This window comes from Nonomuraea africana, from assembly GCF_014873535.1.
Taxonomy (GTDB): Bacteria; Actinomycetota; Actinomycetes; order Streptosporangiales; family Streptosporangiaceae; genus Nonomuraea; species Nonomuraea africana.
Genome location: NZ_JADBEF010000001.1, coordinates 995536 through 1010869 on the forward strand (window position 1 = coordinate 995536; position 15334 = coordinate 1010869).

The following is a 15334-nucleotide window of genomic DNA, read 5'->3' on the forward strand; positions in this document are numbered from 1 at the left end:
CCGCATTCATTTTCGGGCCGCCGCCGCCAGCCGTTCGCGCACCCGCTCCTCCGTCATGGCGCCCATTATGGGCGTCAAGATCATGCCCGGAGGCGACCATCGGATACGGGCGGGTCCGCGGTGGGACCCGCACCGGGTCACTTCCTGCCGCTGCTCACCGCGTGGTACTGCAGGTCCTGCACGGTGAAGTCCTTCTTCACCTGCCAGGGCGAGGTGACCGTCACGGCGCCGACCGACGCCTTGTTCGTCCCGTACGCCAGGGGGAATGTCTTGGCCTGGACCCCGGCCTGGCTCGCGTAGGTCTTGTCGACCCCGCCGATGCTCGCCTTGACCGTGGCGGCGCGGGTGAGGAAGGAGAGAACCTCCACCGTGTCGCGCGGGGTGCTGGTGCCCGAGCGGGGGAGCATGAACTTCGTCTGCGTGCCCGACGTCGGCCGGGCGGCGGCGAACTGCGTGCGGTGCGTCAGGTAGAGCGTGTCCCGCGTGATCGCCGGCGCCTTGCCGGTCTTGAGCCAGGTCAGGTAGTAGGAGGAGATGTCGAGGTAAGCGCCGCCGTTGTGCACGGAGGGCGCGAACTGGGTGCCTTCGGAGAAGTCGTTCCAGGTCGTCAGCTGGATCCAGTCGGCGCCGCCGGAGATGGACTTCTCCCACGTGACCCTGAGGTTCTCGGTGTTGTTCGCCTCGTCGTAGATGCCCTGGTTGGGGCGCTCGTCCTGGACGGAGACCGGCTGCATCCAGATCTTCTTCAGCTCGTGCGCCTTGGCGATGTTCCCTGCGATGCCGCCCTGCTGCGCGGGGCTGCGGTTGCCCCAGTTGGAGAAGCCGTAGCTGATCGGCGCGAAGGCCGCGGCGTTGGCCGAGAAGTTCAGGAAGACGGGGACGAAGGCGACCGTGATGCCGTGGGTGTCCTTCATGATCTTCATGAAGTTCTGCCACCAGGCGGCCGACTGGCCCTCGGCCTTGAACGGCGAGATCACCAGGCGCTGGTCGGCCAGGCGGTAGACCGACTTGGCGGTGGCGAGCTTGGCCATCGCGGCGGCCAGCGTGGCCGCGTCGGTCTTGAGTGAGGTCATGTCGGGCATCAGGACGATCTTGAAGCCGGGGTCGACGGCCTCGGCCGCCCTGATCAGGATGTTGAGCCGGTCCCAGTGGGCGCTGGTGAGGGAGAGCACGTCCACGGTGAAGCCGTCGAGCCCGGCCGCCACGGCGGTCTCGACCTCCTGCTTCATGTCGGCGAGCTGCCAGTCGCCGGCCAGGACGCCCCTGGGGATCGGGCGGTCGCGAAGCAGGCCGCCGTAGGCGAGGTGCTTGTTGTTCTCGCCGGTCGGGGTGAGGTAGTGCTTGGTGTAGTAGTCGTCCGCGCCCGCCCTGTTGTTCAGCGAGATCGGGTACGGCGTGAAGTAGTGCGCGAAGACCTTGCGCTCGGAGGCCCGCAGCGTCGCGGTCGAGGGCATGGCGAAGGGCAGCGGGCCGCTCGGCGTGGCAGCCTCGGTGTCGTAGCTGATCGTCAGCTTGGGGCCCTGGCCGGACGTGGCGCGCGAGGAGTGCAGCACGCCGTGGGCGCCCGCGGGGGAGGTCAGCGCGAAGTCGTAGGAGCCGTTGCCGGTGAAGGCGGAGGACACGTCGAGCTTCGCCGTACCTCCGGAGGTCAGGCCCTTGTGGGTGGCGATCACCTCGCCTACGTCCGGACGGTTGTCGAACGTGAGCGTGTCGGCGGTCCACTCGCCGGTGACCGGCCGCACCTCGAGGGTGGTGTCGGTGGTCCTGACGGACTGCACGTCCAGGGTCATCGTGACGTCGACGGCGTTGGCCGGCACGTCCTTGACGGTGAAGCGGACGAAGGCGCCGCGCTCGGAGGCGTTCGCGCCGTCGCACGGGGTGGTGCAGACCGACAGCCAGGTGACGGTGTGGTGCGTCTTTCCTGGACCGGCTTCGCTGACGTAGCTGTCCTCCGTGGAGGCGAACGTGACGCTCTTCTCCGCCGCCGCGGCGGGGGTGACCACCGCGACGCTGCTCGCCAGGAGAACCAATAACAGGGTGATAGCGCGCATGCTTATCGTGCCCTTCATTTAGCGATATGTCCTGACATATCGCGTGACGACGGGCAAGATCATAGACTTACCGACCACCCCGCCACAGGGTTTCGGACCGAAACCCTCACGCCGGCCGAAATGAGGGAGGGAACAGCTCCTCCACCGGCCTGCGCAGGTGGTCGCGCGTCGAGTAGGCGGCCTTCATCTCGGTGAAGTAGGCCTGGGCCCGCCGCCTGAACGCCGCCTCGTCCACGCCGGGGATCACCCTGTCGCGCATCACGACCCTGCCGTCGATCACCACCGTCGTCACGTCGGCGCCCGAGCAGTTCATCAGCAGGGTCCTGATCGGGTCGTCGACGGGTCCGGTGCGCGGGCCCGACAGGTCCACCACGACCAGGTCCGCCTTCGCTTTCGGCGCGAGCCTGCCGAGGTCGTCGCGGCCGAGCGCGCGCGCACCCGACAGCGTGGCCGCCCGGTAGTAGTCGGCGGCGGACCCGGCCTCCAGCCGTCCGGTGACGAGCTTGGCCAGGTTGTTGCCGTAGTCCATGTTGCGGATCATGTCGGGCGGGAAGGAGTCGGTGCCCAGCGCCACGTTCACCCCTGCCGCCCGGTAGCGGTCGAAGTCCTGGAGCGCGTCGCCGTACCTGACGGTGGTCAGCGGGCAGTGCACGATGCCCGCGAGCGCGGCGAGCCGGTCGGGCGAGCCCTCGAACGGCGCGTCGGGCGTGCCGAGGTAGAGCGCGTGCGGGATGAGGAGCCGGGGACCGAGCAGGCCGACGGACTCCAGCACGTCGAGCGGGTGCCTGCCGTACCACTCGCGCAGCAGGCGCAGCTCGGTCAGCCCCTGCATGCAGTGCAGCCGCACCAGGCAGTCGAGCTCCTCCGCGGCGCGCGCGGTGGCCCGCATCAGGTCGAGGGTGACGGTCTCGATCCGGCACGGCAGCAACGCGCCGCGCAGCCTGCCGTCGTAGGCGCCGTCGAAGTCGCGGACGAACCTGACCGCCTCGGCCAGCCCCTTCTCCCCGAGTTCGGGCTCCCAGTGCACGTCGCGCGCGCCGTCCCGCATCACCGGCACGCCCGAGCGGTAGCTCGGGCCGAGGTACATGCGCAGGCCCAGCCGTCCGGCGATCTCGGCGATGCCCGCGAACTCCTCGTACGACTCCGCCCACGCGCTGTGCGTCTCCGCGGCGATCGGCATCGCGGTGGTGATGCCGTTGCGGATCAGCTGCGTGAGCGCGTACTCCCGCATGAACAGCGTCTCCTCCAGCGGGAAGACGGCGGCCCTGCGGCCGGCGGCGTACTCGGCCGACCAGGTCAGCCCGTCGGAGGAGGCGTGCCAGGTGTCGATGAGGGCGTGGTCGATGTCGGACAGCGCGTCGAGGTCGATGAAGCCGGGCCCGACGATCGCCTCGCCCGCGTCGATCACCTCGTCGGCGGGTCCCTCGTAGGAGGGCCCGACGTGGACGATCGAGTCGCCCGAGTAGACGACGCAGCCGTCGCGGTGGACGACATGGTCGGCGCCGTCGAAGCCGATGACGTACGACGCCCTGACAACAGTGGTGCTCACGTGATTCTCCGAGATGGTTTCCAGCCTGGCCGGGGGACCGCGGCCAGGAGAGCCCTGGTGTAGTCCTCCTGGGGGTCGCGCAGCAGGTCCGCGGTGGGACCCCGCTCCACGACGGCGCCCCTGTGCATCACGATGGCCGTGTCGCTGATCTGGTTGACGACGGCCAGGTCGTGCGAGATGAAGACGTAGCTCATGCCGCCGGGCGCGCGCAGGTCGGCGAGCAGGTTGAGGATCTGCGCCTGGATCGAGACGTCGAGGGCGGCGACCGCCTCGTCGAGCACCAGCACGCGCGGCTCGACGGCGATCGCGCGGGCGATGGCCACCCGCTGCCGCTGCCCGCCAGACAGCTGCCTGGGCAGCAGGGCGGCGTGCCGCTCGGCCAGGCCCACGGACTCCAGCAGGTCGAGCGTGCGCCTGCGCAGCTCGGCGGGGGTGAGGGAGAAGTGCAGCGACAGGCTGGTGGAGATGACGTCGCCGATCCGCTGCAGCTTGTCCAGCGAGGAGTAGGGGTCCTGGAAGACGATCTGGATCTCCCTGGCCCGCCTGCGCCGCTCCTTCGAGGAGACCCTTCCGGCCCCGCGCGCCCGGCCGCAGACGGTGATCGTCCCGCTGGTGGGCGTCTCCAGGCCGAGCAGCATCCTGGCGACCGTGGTCTTGCCCGAGCCGGACTCTCCCACGATCGCGACCGACTCGCCCTCCTCGACGGTGAACGACACGTCCGCGACCGCGACCGACTCGCCGTAGACCTTGCGCAGCCGTTCGGCCTGGATGACGGTCATGACTCCCCCTGGAGGGTCAGCTCGGCCGAGCGGGTGCAGGCGACGGTGCCGTCGAAGACCGGCCGCGCCGCGCCGCACGCGGGCAGCGCGTGCGCGCAGCGCGGGGCGAAGGCGCAGCCCGGGTCGGCCTCGAAGGCGGCCACCGGCCTTCCAGGAATGACCGGCAGCCGATGGACGGTCTCCTCCAGCCGGGGGCGCGACAGGAGCAGACCGCTGGTGTAGGGGTGCAGGGGCGTGGCGGTGAGCGAGTGCGCGTCCCGCGCCTCGACGATGCGGCCCGCGTACATCACCGCCAGCCGGTCGCACGTCGCCGCCGCCAGCTCCAGGTCGTGCGTGATCAGCAGCATCGCCATGCCGCGCTCGCGCCGCAGCTCGTCGAGGATCGCCATGACCTCCGACTGCGTGGTCACGTCGAGGGCGGTCGTCGGCTCGTCGGCCAGGATCAGGTCGGGCTCCAGCGCGAGCACCGAGGCGATCATCACCCGTTGCAGCAGCCCGCCGGACAGCTCGTGCGGGTACTGCCGCAGCCGCCGCTCCCCGTCGCCGATGCCGACCTCCGCCAGCAGACGTACGGCCCTGGCCGCGGCCTCGCGGGCGGGCACCCGCAGGGTGGCCACCATGGCCTCGGTCAGGAAGTCGCCCACGCTGCGCACCGGATTGATGTGCGCCCTCGGGTCCTGGAAGATCATGCCGATCCGCCTGGCCCTGAGCGCGCGCAGCTCCCTGGCGCCCAAGGAGGTCACCTCGACCCCGTCGAACACGATGCTGCCGGACAGCCGCGCGCCGGGCGGTGTGAGCCCCAGCACCGCGCGGGCGGTCATCGACTTGCCCGAGCCCGACTCACCGACCAGGCCCACGGCCTCGCCGCCGCCGATCGTCAGGTCGACCTCCTCGACCAGCGTCCGCCACTCACGTCCCGACGGGACGGCGAGCGCGAGCCGAGAGATCGTCAGCAGGCTCATGTGGTCCTCCCCAGGCGGTCGCCGATCACGCTCACCGACGCCACGACCAGCGCGATCAGCACGCCCGCCGAGATCGCCTCCAGCGGCTGGCCGCGCATGGCGCTGTCGAAGCCGCTCTTGACCATCAGCCCCCAGTCGGCGTCGGGCGGCTGCACGCCGAGCCCGAGGAAGGAGATCGCGGCCACGTCGATCACCGCGAACCCGAGCGCCGACACCGACTGCGCGACGATGATCGGCCGTAGGTTGGGCAGCAGGTGCCGGACGCAGATGGCGAAGGCCGAGCGGCCCTGCACCCAGGCGGCGGCGACGTACGGCAGGCTCCGCTCCCGCAGCGCCGCCGACCGCACCACCCGGGCGACGTACGGCGTGTACGCCACGGCGAGCCCCGCCACCACGCCGGGGATGCCCGGGCCGAGCACCGCCACGGTGATCAGCGCGAACACGATGCCCGGCACCGCGAACAGCACGTCGAGCACGCGGGAGATGACGGCGTCCACCCGGCCGCCCGCCCACGCCGCGGTGATCGCCAGCGCGGTGCCGACCACGCTGGAGACGCAGATGACCAGCGCGGGGCCGAGCAGCGTGGTGCGCGCGCCGTACATGAGCCTGGACAGCACGTCGCGGCCGAGCGCGTCGGCGCCGAGCGGGTGCGCGGCCGAGCTGCCCGCCAGCGCGCTGAGCAGGTCGGGGAAGTCGGGATCGTAGGGCGCCAGCAGCGGCGCGGCCAGCGTGGTCACCGCCACGGCGGCCAGCAGCACGGCGGCCGCCGTGCCCAGGCCGCCCAGGCGGTTCACCGCGACAGGCGCGGATCGAGAGCTGAGTAGCACAGGTCCACCAGAAGGTTGATCAGGACGAAGGCGGTCACCAGCACGAGCACCACGGCCTGGACGATGGCGAAGTCGCGCTGCAGGATCGCCCGGACGAACAGCGAGCCGAGGCCGTCGAGGGCGAAGATGTTCTCCACCACGACGGAGCCCGCGATCAGTCCCGCGATGTTGAGCCCGGTGACCGTGACCACCGGGATGGAGGCGTTGCGCAGCACGTGGCGGCGGACGATGTGGCGCTCGGCGAAGCCGCGGGCGCGGGCCGTCTCCACGTGCTCGCGGTTCAGCTCCTCCCGCACCGAGGCGCGGGTGATGCGGGCCAGGAAGGCGGCGCTGGCCAGGCTCAGCGTGATCGCGGGCAGGGTCAGGTGGTAGAGCCGGTCGAGCAGGCCCTCGCCGGGCCCGAAGACGGGGAACCAGCCGAGCCCCACCGCGAACACGATCGCCAGCAGCACCCCGATCACGAACGGCGGCGTCGCCAGGAACAGGGAGGACAGCACCCCGATCGCGGTGTCGACCCGGCCGCCGCGCAGCCCGGCCAGCAGGCCCATGGCGATGCCGCCCGCGGAGATCAGCACGGTCGCGTAGATGACGAGCAGGACCGTGGTCGCCACCCGCGAGCCGATGAGCGCGGCCACCTCCTGCCGGTAGACCAGTGAGCTGCCGAAGTCGCCGGTCAGCGCGTCGCCCAGCCACGAGAGGTACCGCAGCAGGAACGGGTCGTCGAGGTGGTACTGCGCCCTGATGGCGGCGATCTGCTCGGGCGTGCCGCTCCTGTTGCCGAGCAGGAACGCCATCGGGCCGCCGGGCACCAGGTACAGCAGGCCGTACACCAGGAAGGAGGCCGCCAGCAGCACCACGGCCAGGCCCGCCAGCCGCTTCAGCAGGAACCTCACTTCGCGCCCAGCCCCGCGGCCCACGGGTAGTACAGGTAGGGGAAGGACGGCACGGCGCCGGTGACGCGGTCGCTCATGTAGAGGATGACCGGCAGGTTGTTCAGCGGCATCCAGGCCACGTCGCGGGTGACCTTGTCCTGGATCCCCGTGACGAGGGCGGCCCTCGCGGCGGGGTCGGCCTCGGCGCGGGCCTTCTTGATGTCGGCGTCGACGGCGGGGTAGCCGTTGAAGTTGGTGCGCCCGCCCGCCTGGAAGACCGTGTAGATGTCGAGCGGGTCCGGCACGTTGCCGTACCAGGTGGAGAAGAAGGCGTCGACGCCCTCGCGCGCCTTCGGGTCGGAGTAGAGGTTTCCGTACTGCTCGACCGGGACCACCTTGATCTCGATCTTCAGGCCGAGCGCCTCGCCGGTGGCCTTGATCAGGTTGGCGGTCTGATCGTGGGTGGCCGCGCTGCCCTGGATGGCGATCGTGATCGGCTCCGTGGGCGAGCCCGCCTCGGTGAGCAGCTGCTTGGCCTTGGCCAGGTCCTGCGTCTCCGGCGGCAGCGCCCGGTAGGCCTGCTCGAAGGTGGCGCGCTCGTAGCCCCAGTACTCCGCGCCCGCCAGCGTGCGCTGCGGGGCGGCGGTGCCCTGGAAGACGACCTTGGAGATGGCCGCCCTGTCGAGGGCGAGCGAGAGCGCCTGGCGCACCTTCGGGTCGGCGTAGGGCCCGTCCTTGGCGGCGCTGAGCAGCGTCCAGAACGTCAGCGACTTGCCCAGCGTGACCGAGCCGGTCGTCGACTCCCGCAGCTGGGCGAGCCCCGCGGGCGGCAGGTAGAAGTACTGGCCGTCCACCTCGCCCGAGCGCAGCGCGTTGACCGCGGTGGTCTCGTCGGCGATGAAGCGGAAGACGATCTCCTTGGACCTGGCGGCCAGCGCCTTGTCCCAGTAGGCGTCGTTGCGGACGATCGCCAGCGAGTCGCCCGATTTCCACGCGCCGAACTCGAAGGGGCCCGTGCACATCAGGCCGCCAGTGGGCGAGCCGAGGTCCTTCTTGGCCGCGTACTCCTTGGAGACGATCGCGCCCGCCGCCGTCGCCATCGCCTGGTTGAACAGCACGTCCGCCTGCTTCAGCGTGACCGTGACCTGCATCGGCCCGCTCGCCTCGACCTTCTCGACGGTGGAGAAGTAGTCGCTCCACCAGGTGCCGAGCGCGGGGTCGAGGTGCCGCTTCAGGCTGGCGGCGACGTCCTGCGCGGTCAGCGGCTTGCCGTCCCAGAACGTCACGCCCTCGCGGATCGTGTAGACCCACGTCGTGGGAGTCGGGTTCTCGGCCTTCTCGGCGAGGCCCGGCTCGATCGTGAAGTCGGGGGTGAGGCGCAGCAGGCTCTCGCACATGTTGGCCAGCGCGGTGTTCTCCGCGTAGTTGAACGACCTGATCGGGTCGAGCGTCTGCGGCTCGTAGGGCAGGTTCCAGGTGACCCTGTCCAGCCCCTTGGCCGCCGCGGCGGTGGAGGTCTTCAGGTCGAGGGCGACCGGCGCGGCCGAGGCGGGAGCCTGCTGCTGTTGCGGGGCGCCGCCGCAGGCGGCGAGCGCGAGGGCCAGCCCTGCGAGGGGTACGGCACGACGGATCATCAGGGGGACCTTTCGAGAAGGCGGCCGTCGCGGGCGATCACGGCCCCGCCACGGACGACGAACAGGGGAGTGGGCCGGTCCACGACGGCCTCGGCGACCGAGGCGGCGGGCACCAGCACGAAGTCGGCCGGATCCCCGGCCTTCAGGTCGACCCGCTCCAGCCCGAGGAGCTCGGCGCCCCCGTGCGCCGCGACCGCGTAACACGCGGCCAGCTCCTCGTCGGTGCGGGCGTCGGTGCGGTAGGCGAGCAGGTGGGCCCGCGCGATCATGTCGCCGTCGCCGAAGGGCGTCCACGGGTCCCGCACGCCGTCGGAGCCCGCGGCCAGCAGCACGCCCGCCGCGGTGAGCGGGCCGACGGGCAGCACGGGGTCGGCGCCGAGCGCGCAGGTGGTCAGCGCCACGCCCGCCTGCGCCAGCAGGTCGTCGAGCTCGCGCGCGTCGGCCAGGCAGAAGGCGTGGCTGATCGTCACGCGCGTGCCGCCCGCCCGGCGGGCGATCTCCCGCACCTGCGCGAGGCCCTGCTCGCCGCCGTCGTGCAGGTGGATGTCCAGCGGCGCTCCGGTGCGCTCGGCGAGGCCGAACAGCACGTCGAGGTGGCCGTGCAGGTCGCCGTCGATGCCGAGCGGGTCGAGTCCGCCGATGACGTCGGCGCCCTCGTCGAGCGCGCGCTCCATCAGCTCGGCGGTGCCGGGGCTGGTGAGCAGGCCCAGCTGGGGGAAGGCGACGATCTGCACGTCGAGCAGGTGCCTGCGGGCCTCTGCGGCCTCGCGCACGCCGTGCACGTTGGCCAGGCCGTACTCGGGGGCCACGTCCACGTGGGCGCGCCAGGCCCGGGTGCCGCGGGCGACGGCGCTGTCCATCAGCGCGCCCGCGCGCTCGGCCACCGAGGCCGTCATGCCGGCGCGCGCCTTCACGTCGCCCTCGATGAGGTCTCGCAGCGTTCTCGCCGGGGTACGGCTGAGCCAGGGCTGGCCCCACGTCGTCTTGTCGGGATGGATGTGCGCGTCGACGGGAGCGGGCAGCGCGAGCGCGCCGCCGCCGTCCACGATCACGGTGTTCTCCGGTCTGGTGGAGGGGTCGGCGATGCGGCCGTCGACGACCAGCAGGTCGTGCGGGCGGATATGGGTGAACAGCACGGAGTCCATGGGAGGTGATCCCCTTAATCTGAGGAGAACTCTGGACTAGAATAATCAGACATCTGATGTTTAGAGAAGAGGATGAATGCGGAACGTGGGCCGGATCTCGCTCGTCGACGCCGCGATCGGCGAGCTGCGCCAGGAGATCATGAGCGGGGCGTGGCCGGTGGGAAGCAAGATCCCGTCAGAGAGCCAGCTGGCAGCTTCGCTGGGCGTGAGCAGGTTGTCGGTGCGCGAGGCCGTACGGGTGCTCGTGCACGCGGGGCTGCTGACGACCAGGCAGGGCGACGGCACCTACGTGACGGCCAGCGACGAGTCGCAGGTGGCGCTGCGGCGCCGCCTCGACAGGGCGGCCGCCATGGACATCATCGACGTGCGGCGCGGCCTCGACCTGGTGGCGGCGCGCCTGGCGGCGACCAAGCGCACCCCCGAGGACCTCTCGCGGATGAGGGAGGCGCTGGCCCGGCGGGTGGCGGCCGGGCGGTCGGTGGACGTGGACGCCTTCGCCGACGCCGACGTGGACTTCCACCTGCTGGTGGCGGAGGCGGCGCACAACCCCGTGCTGGGCGACCTCTACCGCAGCATGAGCGAGGTGCTGCGGGACAGCGTGCGCAAGGACCACTGCATGGAGCGGGCGGTGCTCGGCTCCGACACCTCGCACGACGAGCTGCTGGCGGCGATCGAGGCGGGCGACGTGAGCACCGCGGTGTCGGTCGCCCTGGCCATCCTCGACCAGCAGGAGCGAGATCTCTGACCGCCCTGGCCGGTCATCTCTGGTTCAGTGAAAGGCTGAGCTCCTCGATCGTCTCGCGGCCTTCGAGCGGTCGAACTCGATCGGCGCGCCGAGGGCGTCGCCGATCGCCCCACCCAGCAGACAACCGCGAACCCGCTTCCATCGCTCCATGGCCGATCATGCTAATCGCTCGCCCGGAGGCGCCCCTGATGCAATACTTAGAGTGCCTGTTCGGATACGAAGGGATAGATCCGATGGTCATGGTGTTGGTTCGCGAGGAACACGCCGCTGAGCTGCCCTCCAGCGCGAAGTATCTGCCGAAGACCGCCCGAGAGCTGTTCGACGCTCTCCCCGAGATCCCCGGATTCCGGGCCGAGGTCATTGAAGGGACCCTGATCGTGAGCCCCATCGGCACTCCCGAGCATGCCGGCTGCGCGATGGACCTCCACGAGGCACTGCGGCCCCTCCTGCAGAAGGAGGGCTGGCGGGGGTATACGGGAATCGTGGACGTCTGCATCGACGGCCCACGTGATCCGGTCTGTCCAGACTATGTACTGGCTCCGGCGGACTGCCCGCGCTGGGGTGATCGTGAGCTGAGGTCCTCGGGGCTGATCATGGTGGCCGAGGTGGTCTCGCCCACCAGCAGGATCCGCGACCACGAGGAGAAGCCCGCCGTCTACGCGCGCGGCGGGATCCCCTTCTACCTCGTCATCGACCCCCTGGCCAAGACCGTCACCCTGATGGACGACATCGTCGATGGCGTCTATACGACGACCACCAAGGCCGCGCTGGGCGCGAAGCTCTACTTCACCTACCCAATGGACTTCGAGCTGGACACCTCGCTCATCAAGGTGTGAGTTTCTCCAGGGCCCTGGCGATGCGCTTCTCCGAGATCGGCGTCGGGGTGCCGAGGGTCTGGGCGAAGAAGCTGACCCGCAACTCCTCGATCATCCAGCGGATCTCCCGCACGTCGGCGTCGCCGCGGCGGGCGGGCGGGAGCTTGTCCAGCACGTCGAGGTAGTCGTCCTCGACCCTGTGCACCTTGTCCATCCACTCCACGTCGCGCCACGGCTCCTCGGGGAGCTTGGCCAGGCGCCGGTCGATCGCCCTGATGTAGCGGGAGACGTCGGACAGGCGGCCCGCCTCGGTGGCGGTGACGAAGCCGGGGAAGATCAGCTTGCCCATCTGGTCCCTGACGTCCTCGGTCGAGGCGTCGGATCGCAGCGCGCCGAGCTTGAGGTTGACCTCGTGCCAGGCGGCCAGGATCTGCTCGACCTTCGTCAGGATCTCCCGCGAGGTGTCGTACAGCTCGGCGCGCACGTGCTGGTAGAGGCGGTCGAAGGAGACCGGGTCCCACGCGGGGCCGCCGACGTCGCGCATCAGCTTGTCCACCGCCGCGTTGACCACGTCCTCGAACAGCGCCACGGCGCCGCCGTGCGGGGAGCGCGACAGGGCCAGCTTCGCCTGGTTGGACAGGCCGCCGAGCAGCGACTTGGCCGGTGAGGTGACGTTGAGCAGCAGCAGCCGCCTGGTGCCGAGCCACATGGACCTGCGCTGCTCGGCCTGCGTCTCGAAGATCTTCACCGAGACCGAGGAGCCCGCGTCGGCCAGGGCCGGATAGCCCTTCATCCGCCCCTGCTCGAATACCTTGGGCAGGGTGCCGATGCTCCACGTGGTGACGCCGGTGCGCTCCAGGCCGTCGCCCGCCGCCGACAGGGTCTGGCGCAGCTTGGGAGCCAGGCGTTTCTTGAGCGCGTCGAGGTCCTTGTCCTCGGCGACCGTGCGCTTGCGCTCGTCGATCACCCGGTAGGTGACACGCAGGTGGTCGGGCAGCTGGTCGAGCTGCCACGCCTCGCGCGGCACCCGTACGCCCGTCAGGCTTAGCAGCTCGCGCTCCAGCGCCTCGAGCAGCGGCTCGCCGCCCGCCTTGACGTGCTGGAGCACCTGCTTGGCGTAGTTGGGCGCGGGCACGAAGTTGCGCCTGATGTTCTTGGGCAGCGACCTGATCAGCGCGGTGACCAGCTCCTCGCGCAGGCCGGGGATCTGCCAGTCGAAACCGTCTGCGTTGACCTGGTTGAGCACCTGCAGCGGGATGTGCACGGTGACGCCGTCGGCCTCGGTGCCGGGCTCGAACTGGTAGGTCAGCTTCATCCGCTGGCCCAGCTGGCGCCAGGTGTCGGGGTAGTCGCGAGTGCTGACGTCGGCGCCCTCGTTGACCAGCATCTCCGGGGAGAAGGTGAGCAGCGTCTTGTCGGGCTGCTTCTTCCACCAGGAGTCGAAGTGCGCGGCCGACACCACGTCGGCGGGCACCCGCTGGTCGTAGAAGTCGAACAGCGCCTCGTCGTCGACCATGATGTCGCGGCGGCGGGCGCGGTTCTCCAGCTCCTCGACCTCGCCGAGGAGCCTGCGGTTCTCCTTCAGGAACGCGTGGTGGCTGTCCCAGTCGCCCTCGACGAGGGCGTGCCTGATGAACAGCTCGCGCGAGAGCTCCGGGTCGATCTTCCCGTAGCCGACCTTGCGGCCGACCACGAGCGGCACGCCGTACAGCGTGACCTTCTCCATGGCGACGACCGCGCCCTGCTTCTTCTCCCAGTGCGGCTCGGAGTAGGTGCGCTTGATGAGGTGCTGGGCCAGCGGCTCGACCCAGTCGGGCTCGATCTTCGCGTTGACCCGCGCCCACAGCCTGCTGGTCTCCACCAGCTCGGCCGACATCACCCACGCGGGCTGCTTCCTGGCCAGCGCGGACCCAGGAAAGATCGCGAAGCGCGCGTTGCGCGCCCCGATGTACTCCTGGATGGGCCTGCGCCCGTCAACGGGCTTCTTGTCGACCCTTTTATCCGGGACGTCCTTGACGCCGAGGTGCGACAGCAGGCCCGCCAGCAGCGAGACGTGGATCTGGTACGGCGAGGCCTCCTGGTTGTTCGGCACCGCGCCGAGCGCCTGGCGCAGCTGGCTGTAGATGTCCTGCCACTCGCGCACCCGCAGGTAGTTGAGGAACTCCGTCTTGCACAGCCGCCTGAACGCGCTGGAGGACAGCTCCTTCTGCTTCTGCTTCAGGTAGTTCCAGAGGTTGAGGTAGGACAGGAAGTCGGACTCGGGGTCGGCGAAGCGGCGGTGCTTCTCGTCGGCCTGCTGCTGCTTGTCCGAGGGCCGCTCGCGGGGGTCCTGGATGGACAGCGCCGAGGCGATCACCATCACCTCGCGCACGCAGCCGTTCTTCTCCGCCTCCAGCACCATGCGCGCGAGGCGCGGGTCGACCGGCAGGTTGGCCAGCCTGCGGCCCATCGGGGTGAGGCCGCCTGAGGCGTCGAACGCGCCCAGCTCCTGCAGCAGGTTGACGCCGTCGCGCACCTGCCGCTGGTCCGGCGGCTCCACGAAGGGGAAGGCGGCGATGTCGCCGAGCCCGATCGTCGTCATCTGCAGGATGACGCTCGCCAGGTTCGTGCGCAGGATCTCGGGGTCGGTGAACTCCGGCCTGGCGAGGAAGTCCTCCTCCTCGTACAGGCGGATGCAGATGCCGTCGGAGGTGCGGCCGCAGCGGCCCTTGCGCTGGTTGGCCGAGGCCTGCGAGATCGCCTCGATCGGCAGGCGCTGCACCTTGGTGCGGTGGCTGTAGCGCGAGATGCGCGCGAAGCCGGGATCGACGACGTACTTGATGCCCGGCACGGTCAGCGAGGTCTCGGCGACGTTGGTGGCCAGCACGATCCTGCGGCCCGTGTGCGACTGGAAGACCCTGTGCTGCTCGGCGGCCGACAGCCGCGCGTAGAGCGGGAGGACCTCGGTGTTGCGGAAGTCGGACTTGGTCAGCGCGTCGAAGGTGTCGCGGATCTCCCGCTCGCCCGACAGGAACACCAGGATGTCGCCCTGGCCCTCCAGCACGAGCTCCTTGCAGGCGCCGACGATGCCCTGCGTCTGGTCGTCGTCCTCGCTGAGCGGCCGGTAGCGCACCTCCACGGGGTAGGTGCGCCCCGACACCTCGATGATCGGCGCGTCGTCGAAGTGCCGCGAGAACCGCTCGGGGTCGATGGTGGCGCTGGTGATGACCACCTTGAGGTCGGGACGCCTGGGGAGCAGCTGCTTGACGTAGCCGAGGATGAAGTCGATGTTGAGGCTGCGCTCGTGCGCCTCGTCGATGATCAGCGTGTCGTACTGCTCCAGCAGCCTGTCGTTCTGCAGCTCGGCCAGCAGGATGCCGTCGGTCATCAGCTTGACCAGCGTGGAGTCGTTCGCCTTGTCGGTGAAGCGCACCTTGTAGCCGACGACGTCGCCGAGCGTGGTGCCGAGCTCCTCGGCGATGCGCTCGGCCACCGTACGGGCGGCGATCCTGCGCGGCTGGGTGTGGCCGATGACGCCGCGCACCCCGCGGCCGAGCTCCAGGCAGATCTTCGGGATCTGGGTGGTCTTGCCGGAACCCGTCTCGCCCGCGATGATCACGACCTGGTTGTCGCGGATCGCCTCGAGGATGTCGTCCTTGCGCTGCGAGACCGGGAGGTTCTCCGGATAGCGCACGACGGGGACCACCTCGCGGCGGCGGGTCACGCGCTGCTCGGCGCGCTCCACGTCGGCGAGGATCTCGGCGGCGATCTTCTGCTGCGTCTCTCGGGAGCGCACCCGGCGCGCGCCGTCGAGCCTGCGCCGAAGCCGCCGCTGGTCGCGCGGCATCAACTCGGGCAGGCGTGACTGGAGCTCGGTGAGCGAGGAGGTCAAGGAAGGCGTTCCCATACTGCTATCAGGATATGCATGCGGACCAACGGCCCATCGTGCCCGACTCATTCCCGAACGCGCATCCCA

Annotated in this window: 12 protein-coding genes; 2 read left to right on the forward strand and 10 right to left on the reverse strand. The window is 70.3% G+C overall.

Going from position 1 to position 15334, the window contains the following annotated elements; genetic code table 11:
- Nucleotides 1-137: 137 nt before the first annotated feature.
- The 8 genes from H4W81_RS04485 to H4W81_RS04520 all read right to left on the reverse strand — a co-directional run bounded on the left by H4W81_RS04485 (nucleotide 138) and on the right by H4W81_RS04520 (nucleotide 9819).
- The gene (locus tag H4W81_RS04485; protein ID WP_225958456.1) at nucleotides 138-2051 is read right to left on the reverse strand and encodes a glycoside hydrolase family 71 protein; all 1914 of its coding nucleotides are present in this window, start codon (nucleotides 2049-2051) and stop codon (nucleotides 138-140) included.
- Nucleotides 2052-2157: 106 nt separating this feature from the next.
- Nucleotides 2158-3600 carry an amidohydrolase family protein gene (locus H4W81_RS04490; RefSeq protein WP_192773600.1) on the reverse strand — a complete coding sequence of 481 codons (1443 nt, stop codon included), beginning with the start codon at nucleotides 3598-3600 and terminating at the stop codon, nucleotides 2158-2160.
- The gene (locus tag H4W81_RS04495; RefSeq protein ID WP_192773601.1) at nucleotides 3597-4379 is read right to left on the reverse strand and encodes an ABC transporter ATP-binding protein; all 783 of its coding nucleotides are present in this window, start codon (nucleotides 4377-4379) and stop codon (nucleotides 3597-3599) included. Before H4W81_RS04495 ends, H4W81_RS04490 begins: the two co-directional genes overlap by 4 nt.
- Nucleotides 4376-5341, reverse strand: a complete 966-nt coding sequence (locus tag H4W81_RS04500; protein ID WP_192773602.1) for an ABC transporter ATP-binding protein — start codon at nucleotides 5339-5341, stop codon at nucleotides 4376-4378. The genes H4W81_RS04495 and H4W81_RS04500 overlap by 4 nt, the downstream gene beginning before the upstream one ends.
- Nucleotides 5338-6135 carry an ABC transporter permease gene (locus H4W81_RS04505; protein ID WP_192773603.1) on the reverse strand — a complete coding sequence of 266 codons (798 nt, stop codon included), beginning with the start codon at nucleotides 6133-6135 and terminating at the stop codon, nucleotides 5338-5340. The genes H4W81_RS04500 and H4W81_RS04505 overlap by 4 nt, the downstream gene beginning before the upstream one ends.
- Nucleotides 6132-7061, reverse strand: coding sequence for an ABC transporter permease (locus H4W81_RS04510; RefSeq protein WP_192773604.1), 930 nt, complete (start codon nucleotides 7059-7061; stop codon nucleotides 6132-6134). The genes H4W81_RS04505 and H4W81_RS04510 overlap by 4 nt, the downstream gene beginning before the upstream one ends.
- Complete coding sequence (locus H4W81_RS04515; protein WP_192773605.1) at nucleotides 7058-8674, reverse strand: ABC transporter substrate-binding protein; 1617 nt, start codon at nucleotides 8672-8674, stop codon at nucleotides 7058-7060. Before H4W81_RS04515 ends, H4W81_RS04510 begins: the two co-directional genes overlap by 4 nt.
- A complete protein-coding gene (locus H4W81_RS04520; protein WP_192773606.1) occupies nucleotides 8674-9819 on the reverse strand; it encodes an amidohydrolase in 1146 nt (381 codons plus the stop codon). The genes H4W81_RS04515 and H4W81_RS04520 overlap by 1 nt, the downstream gene beginning before the upstream one ends.
- A 76-nt stretch (nucleotides 9820-9895) precedes the next feature.
- On the opposite strand from H4W81_RS04520, the gene H4W81_RS04525 reads away from it, so the two are divergent.
- On the forward strand, nucleotides 9896-10564 hold the full coding sequence (locus H4W81_RS04525) for a FadR/GntR family transcriptional regulator (protein ID WP_192773607.1): 669 nt from the start codon (nucleotides 9896-9898) through the stop codon (nucleotides 10562-10564).
- 24 nt (nucleotides 10565-10588) lie between these two features.
- Here H4W81_RS04525 and H4W81_RS49890 read toward each other — a convergent pair whose 3' ends face one another.
- Nucleotides 10589-10714, reverse strand: a complete 126-nt coding sequence (locus tag H4W81_RS49890) for an ADP-ribosylglycohydrolase family protein (protein ID WP_225958457.1) — start codon at nucleotides 10712-10714, stop codon at nucleotides 10589-10591.
- Between the two features lie 83 nt (nucleotides 10715-10797).
- Between H4W81_RS49890 and H4W81_RS04535 the strand changes: the two genes are divergently transcribed.
- Nucleotides 10798-11400, forward strand: a complete 603-nt coding sequence (locus H4W81_RS04535; RefSeq protein ID WP_225958458.1) for a Uma2 family endonuclease — start codon at nucleotides 10798-10800, stop codon at nucleotides 11398-11400.
- Here H4W81_RS04535 and hrpA read toward each other — a convergent pair.
- Nucleotides 11390-15265 (reverse strand): ATP-dependent RNA helicase HrpA, encoded by a 3876-nt coding sequence (hrpA, locus tag H4W81_RS04540; protein WP_192773608.1) that lies wholly within the window; start codon nucleotides 15263-15265, stop codon nucleotides 11390-11392. The genes H4W81_RS04535 and hrpA overlap by 11 nt on opposite strands.
- Between the last annotated feature and the right edge of the window lie 69 nt (nucleotides 15266-15334).

Bases quoted from the DNA above. Each gene is read 5' to 3' on its own strand.
- H4W81_RS04485 (WP_225958456.1), bottom strand. From the start codon at position 2,051: ATGCGCGCTATCACCCTGTTATTGGTTCTCCTGGCGAGCAGCGTCGCG.
- H4W81_RS04520 (WP_192773606.1), bottom strand. From the start codon at position 9,819: ATGGACTCCGTGCTGTTCACCCATATCCGCCCGCACGACCTGCTGGTC.
- H4W81_RS04500 (WP_192773602.1), bottom strand. From the start codon at position 5,341: ATGAGCCTGCTGACGATCTCTCGGCTCGCGCTCGCCGTCCCGTCGGGA.
- H4W81_RS04495 (WP_192773601.1), bottom strand. From the start codon at position 4,379: ATGACCGTCATCCAGGCCGAACGGCTGCGCAAGGTCTACGGCGAGTCG.
- H4W81_RS04535 (WP_225958458.1), top strand. From the start codon at position 10,798: ATGGTCATGGTGTTGGTTCGCGAGGAACACGCCGCTGAGCTGCCCTCC.
- H4W81_RS49890 (WP_225958457.1), bottom strand. From the start codon at position 10,714: ATGGAGCGATGGAAGCGGGTTCGCGGTTGTCTGCTGGGTGGGGCGATC.
- H4W81_RS04525 (WP_192773607.1), top strand. From the start codon at position 9,896: ATGCGGAACGTGGGCCGGATCTCGCTCGTCGACGCCGCGATCGGCGAG.
- hrpA (WP_192773608.1), bottom strand. From the start codon at position 15,265: ATGGGAACGCCTTCCTTGACCTCCTCGCTCACCGAGCTCCAGTCACGC.
- H4W81_RS04515 (WP_192773605.1), bottom strand. From the start codon at position 8,674: ATGATCCGTCGTGCCGTACCCCTCGCAGGGCTGGCCCTCGCGCTCGCC.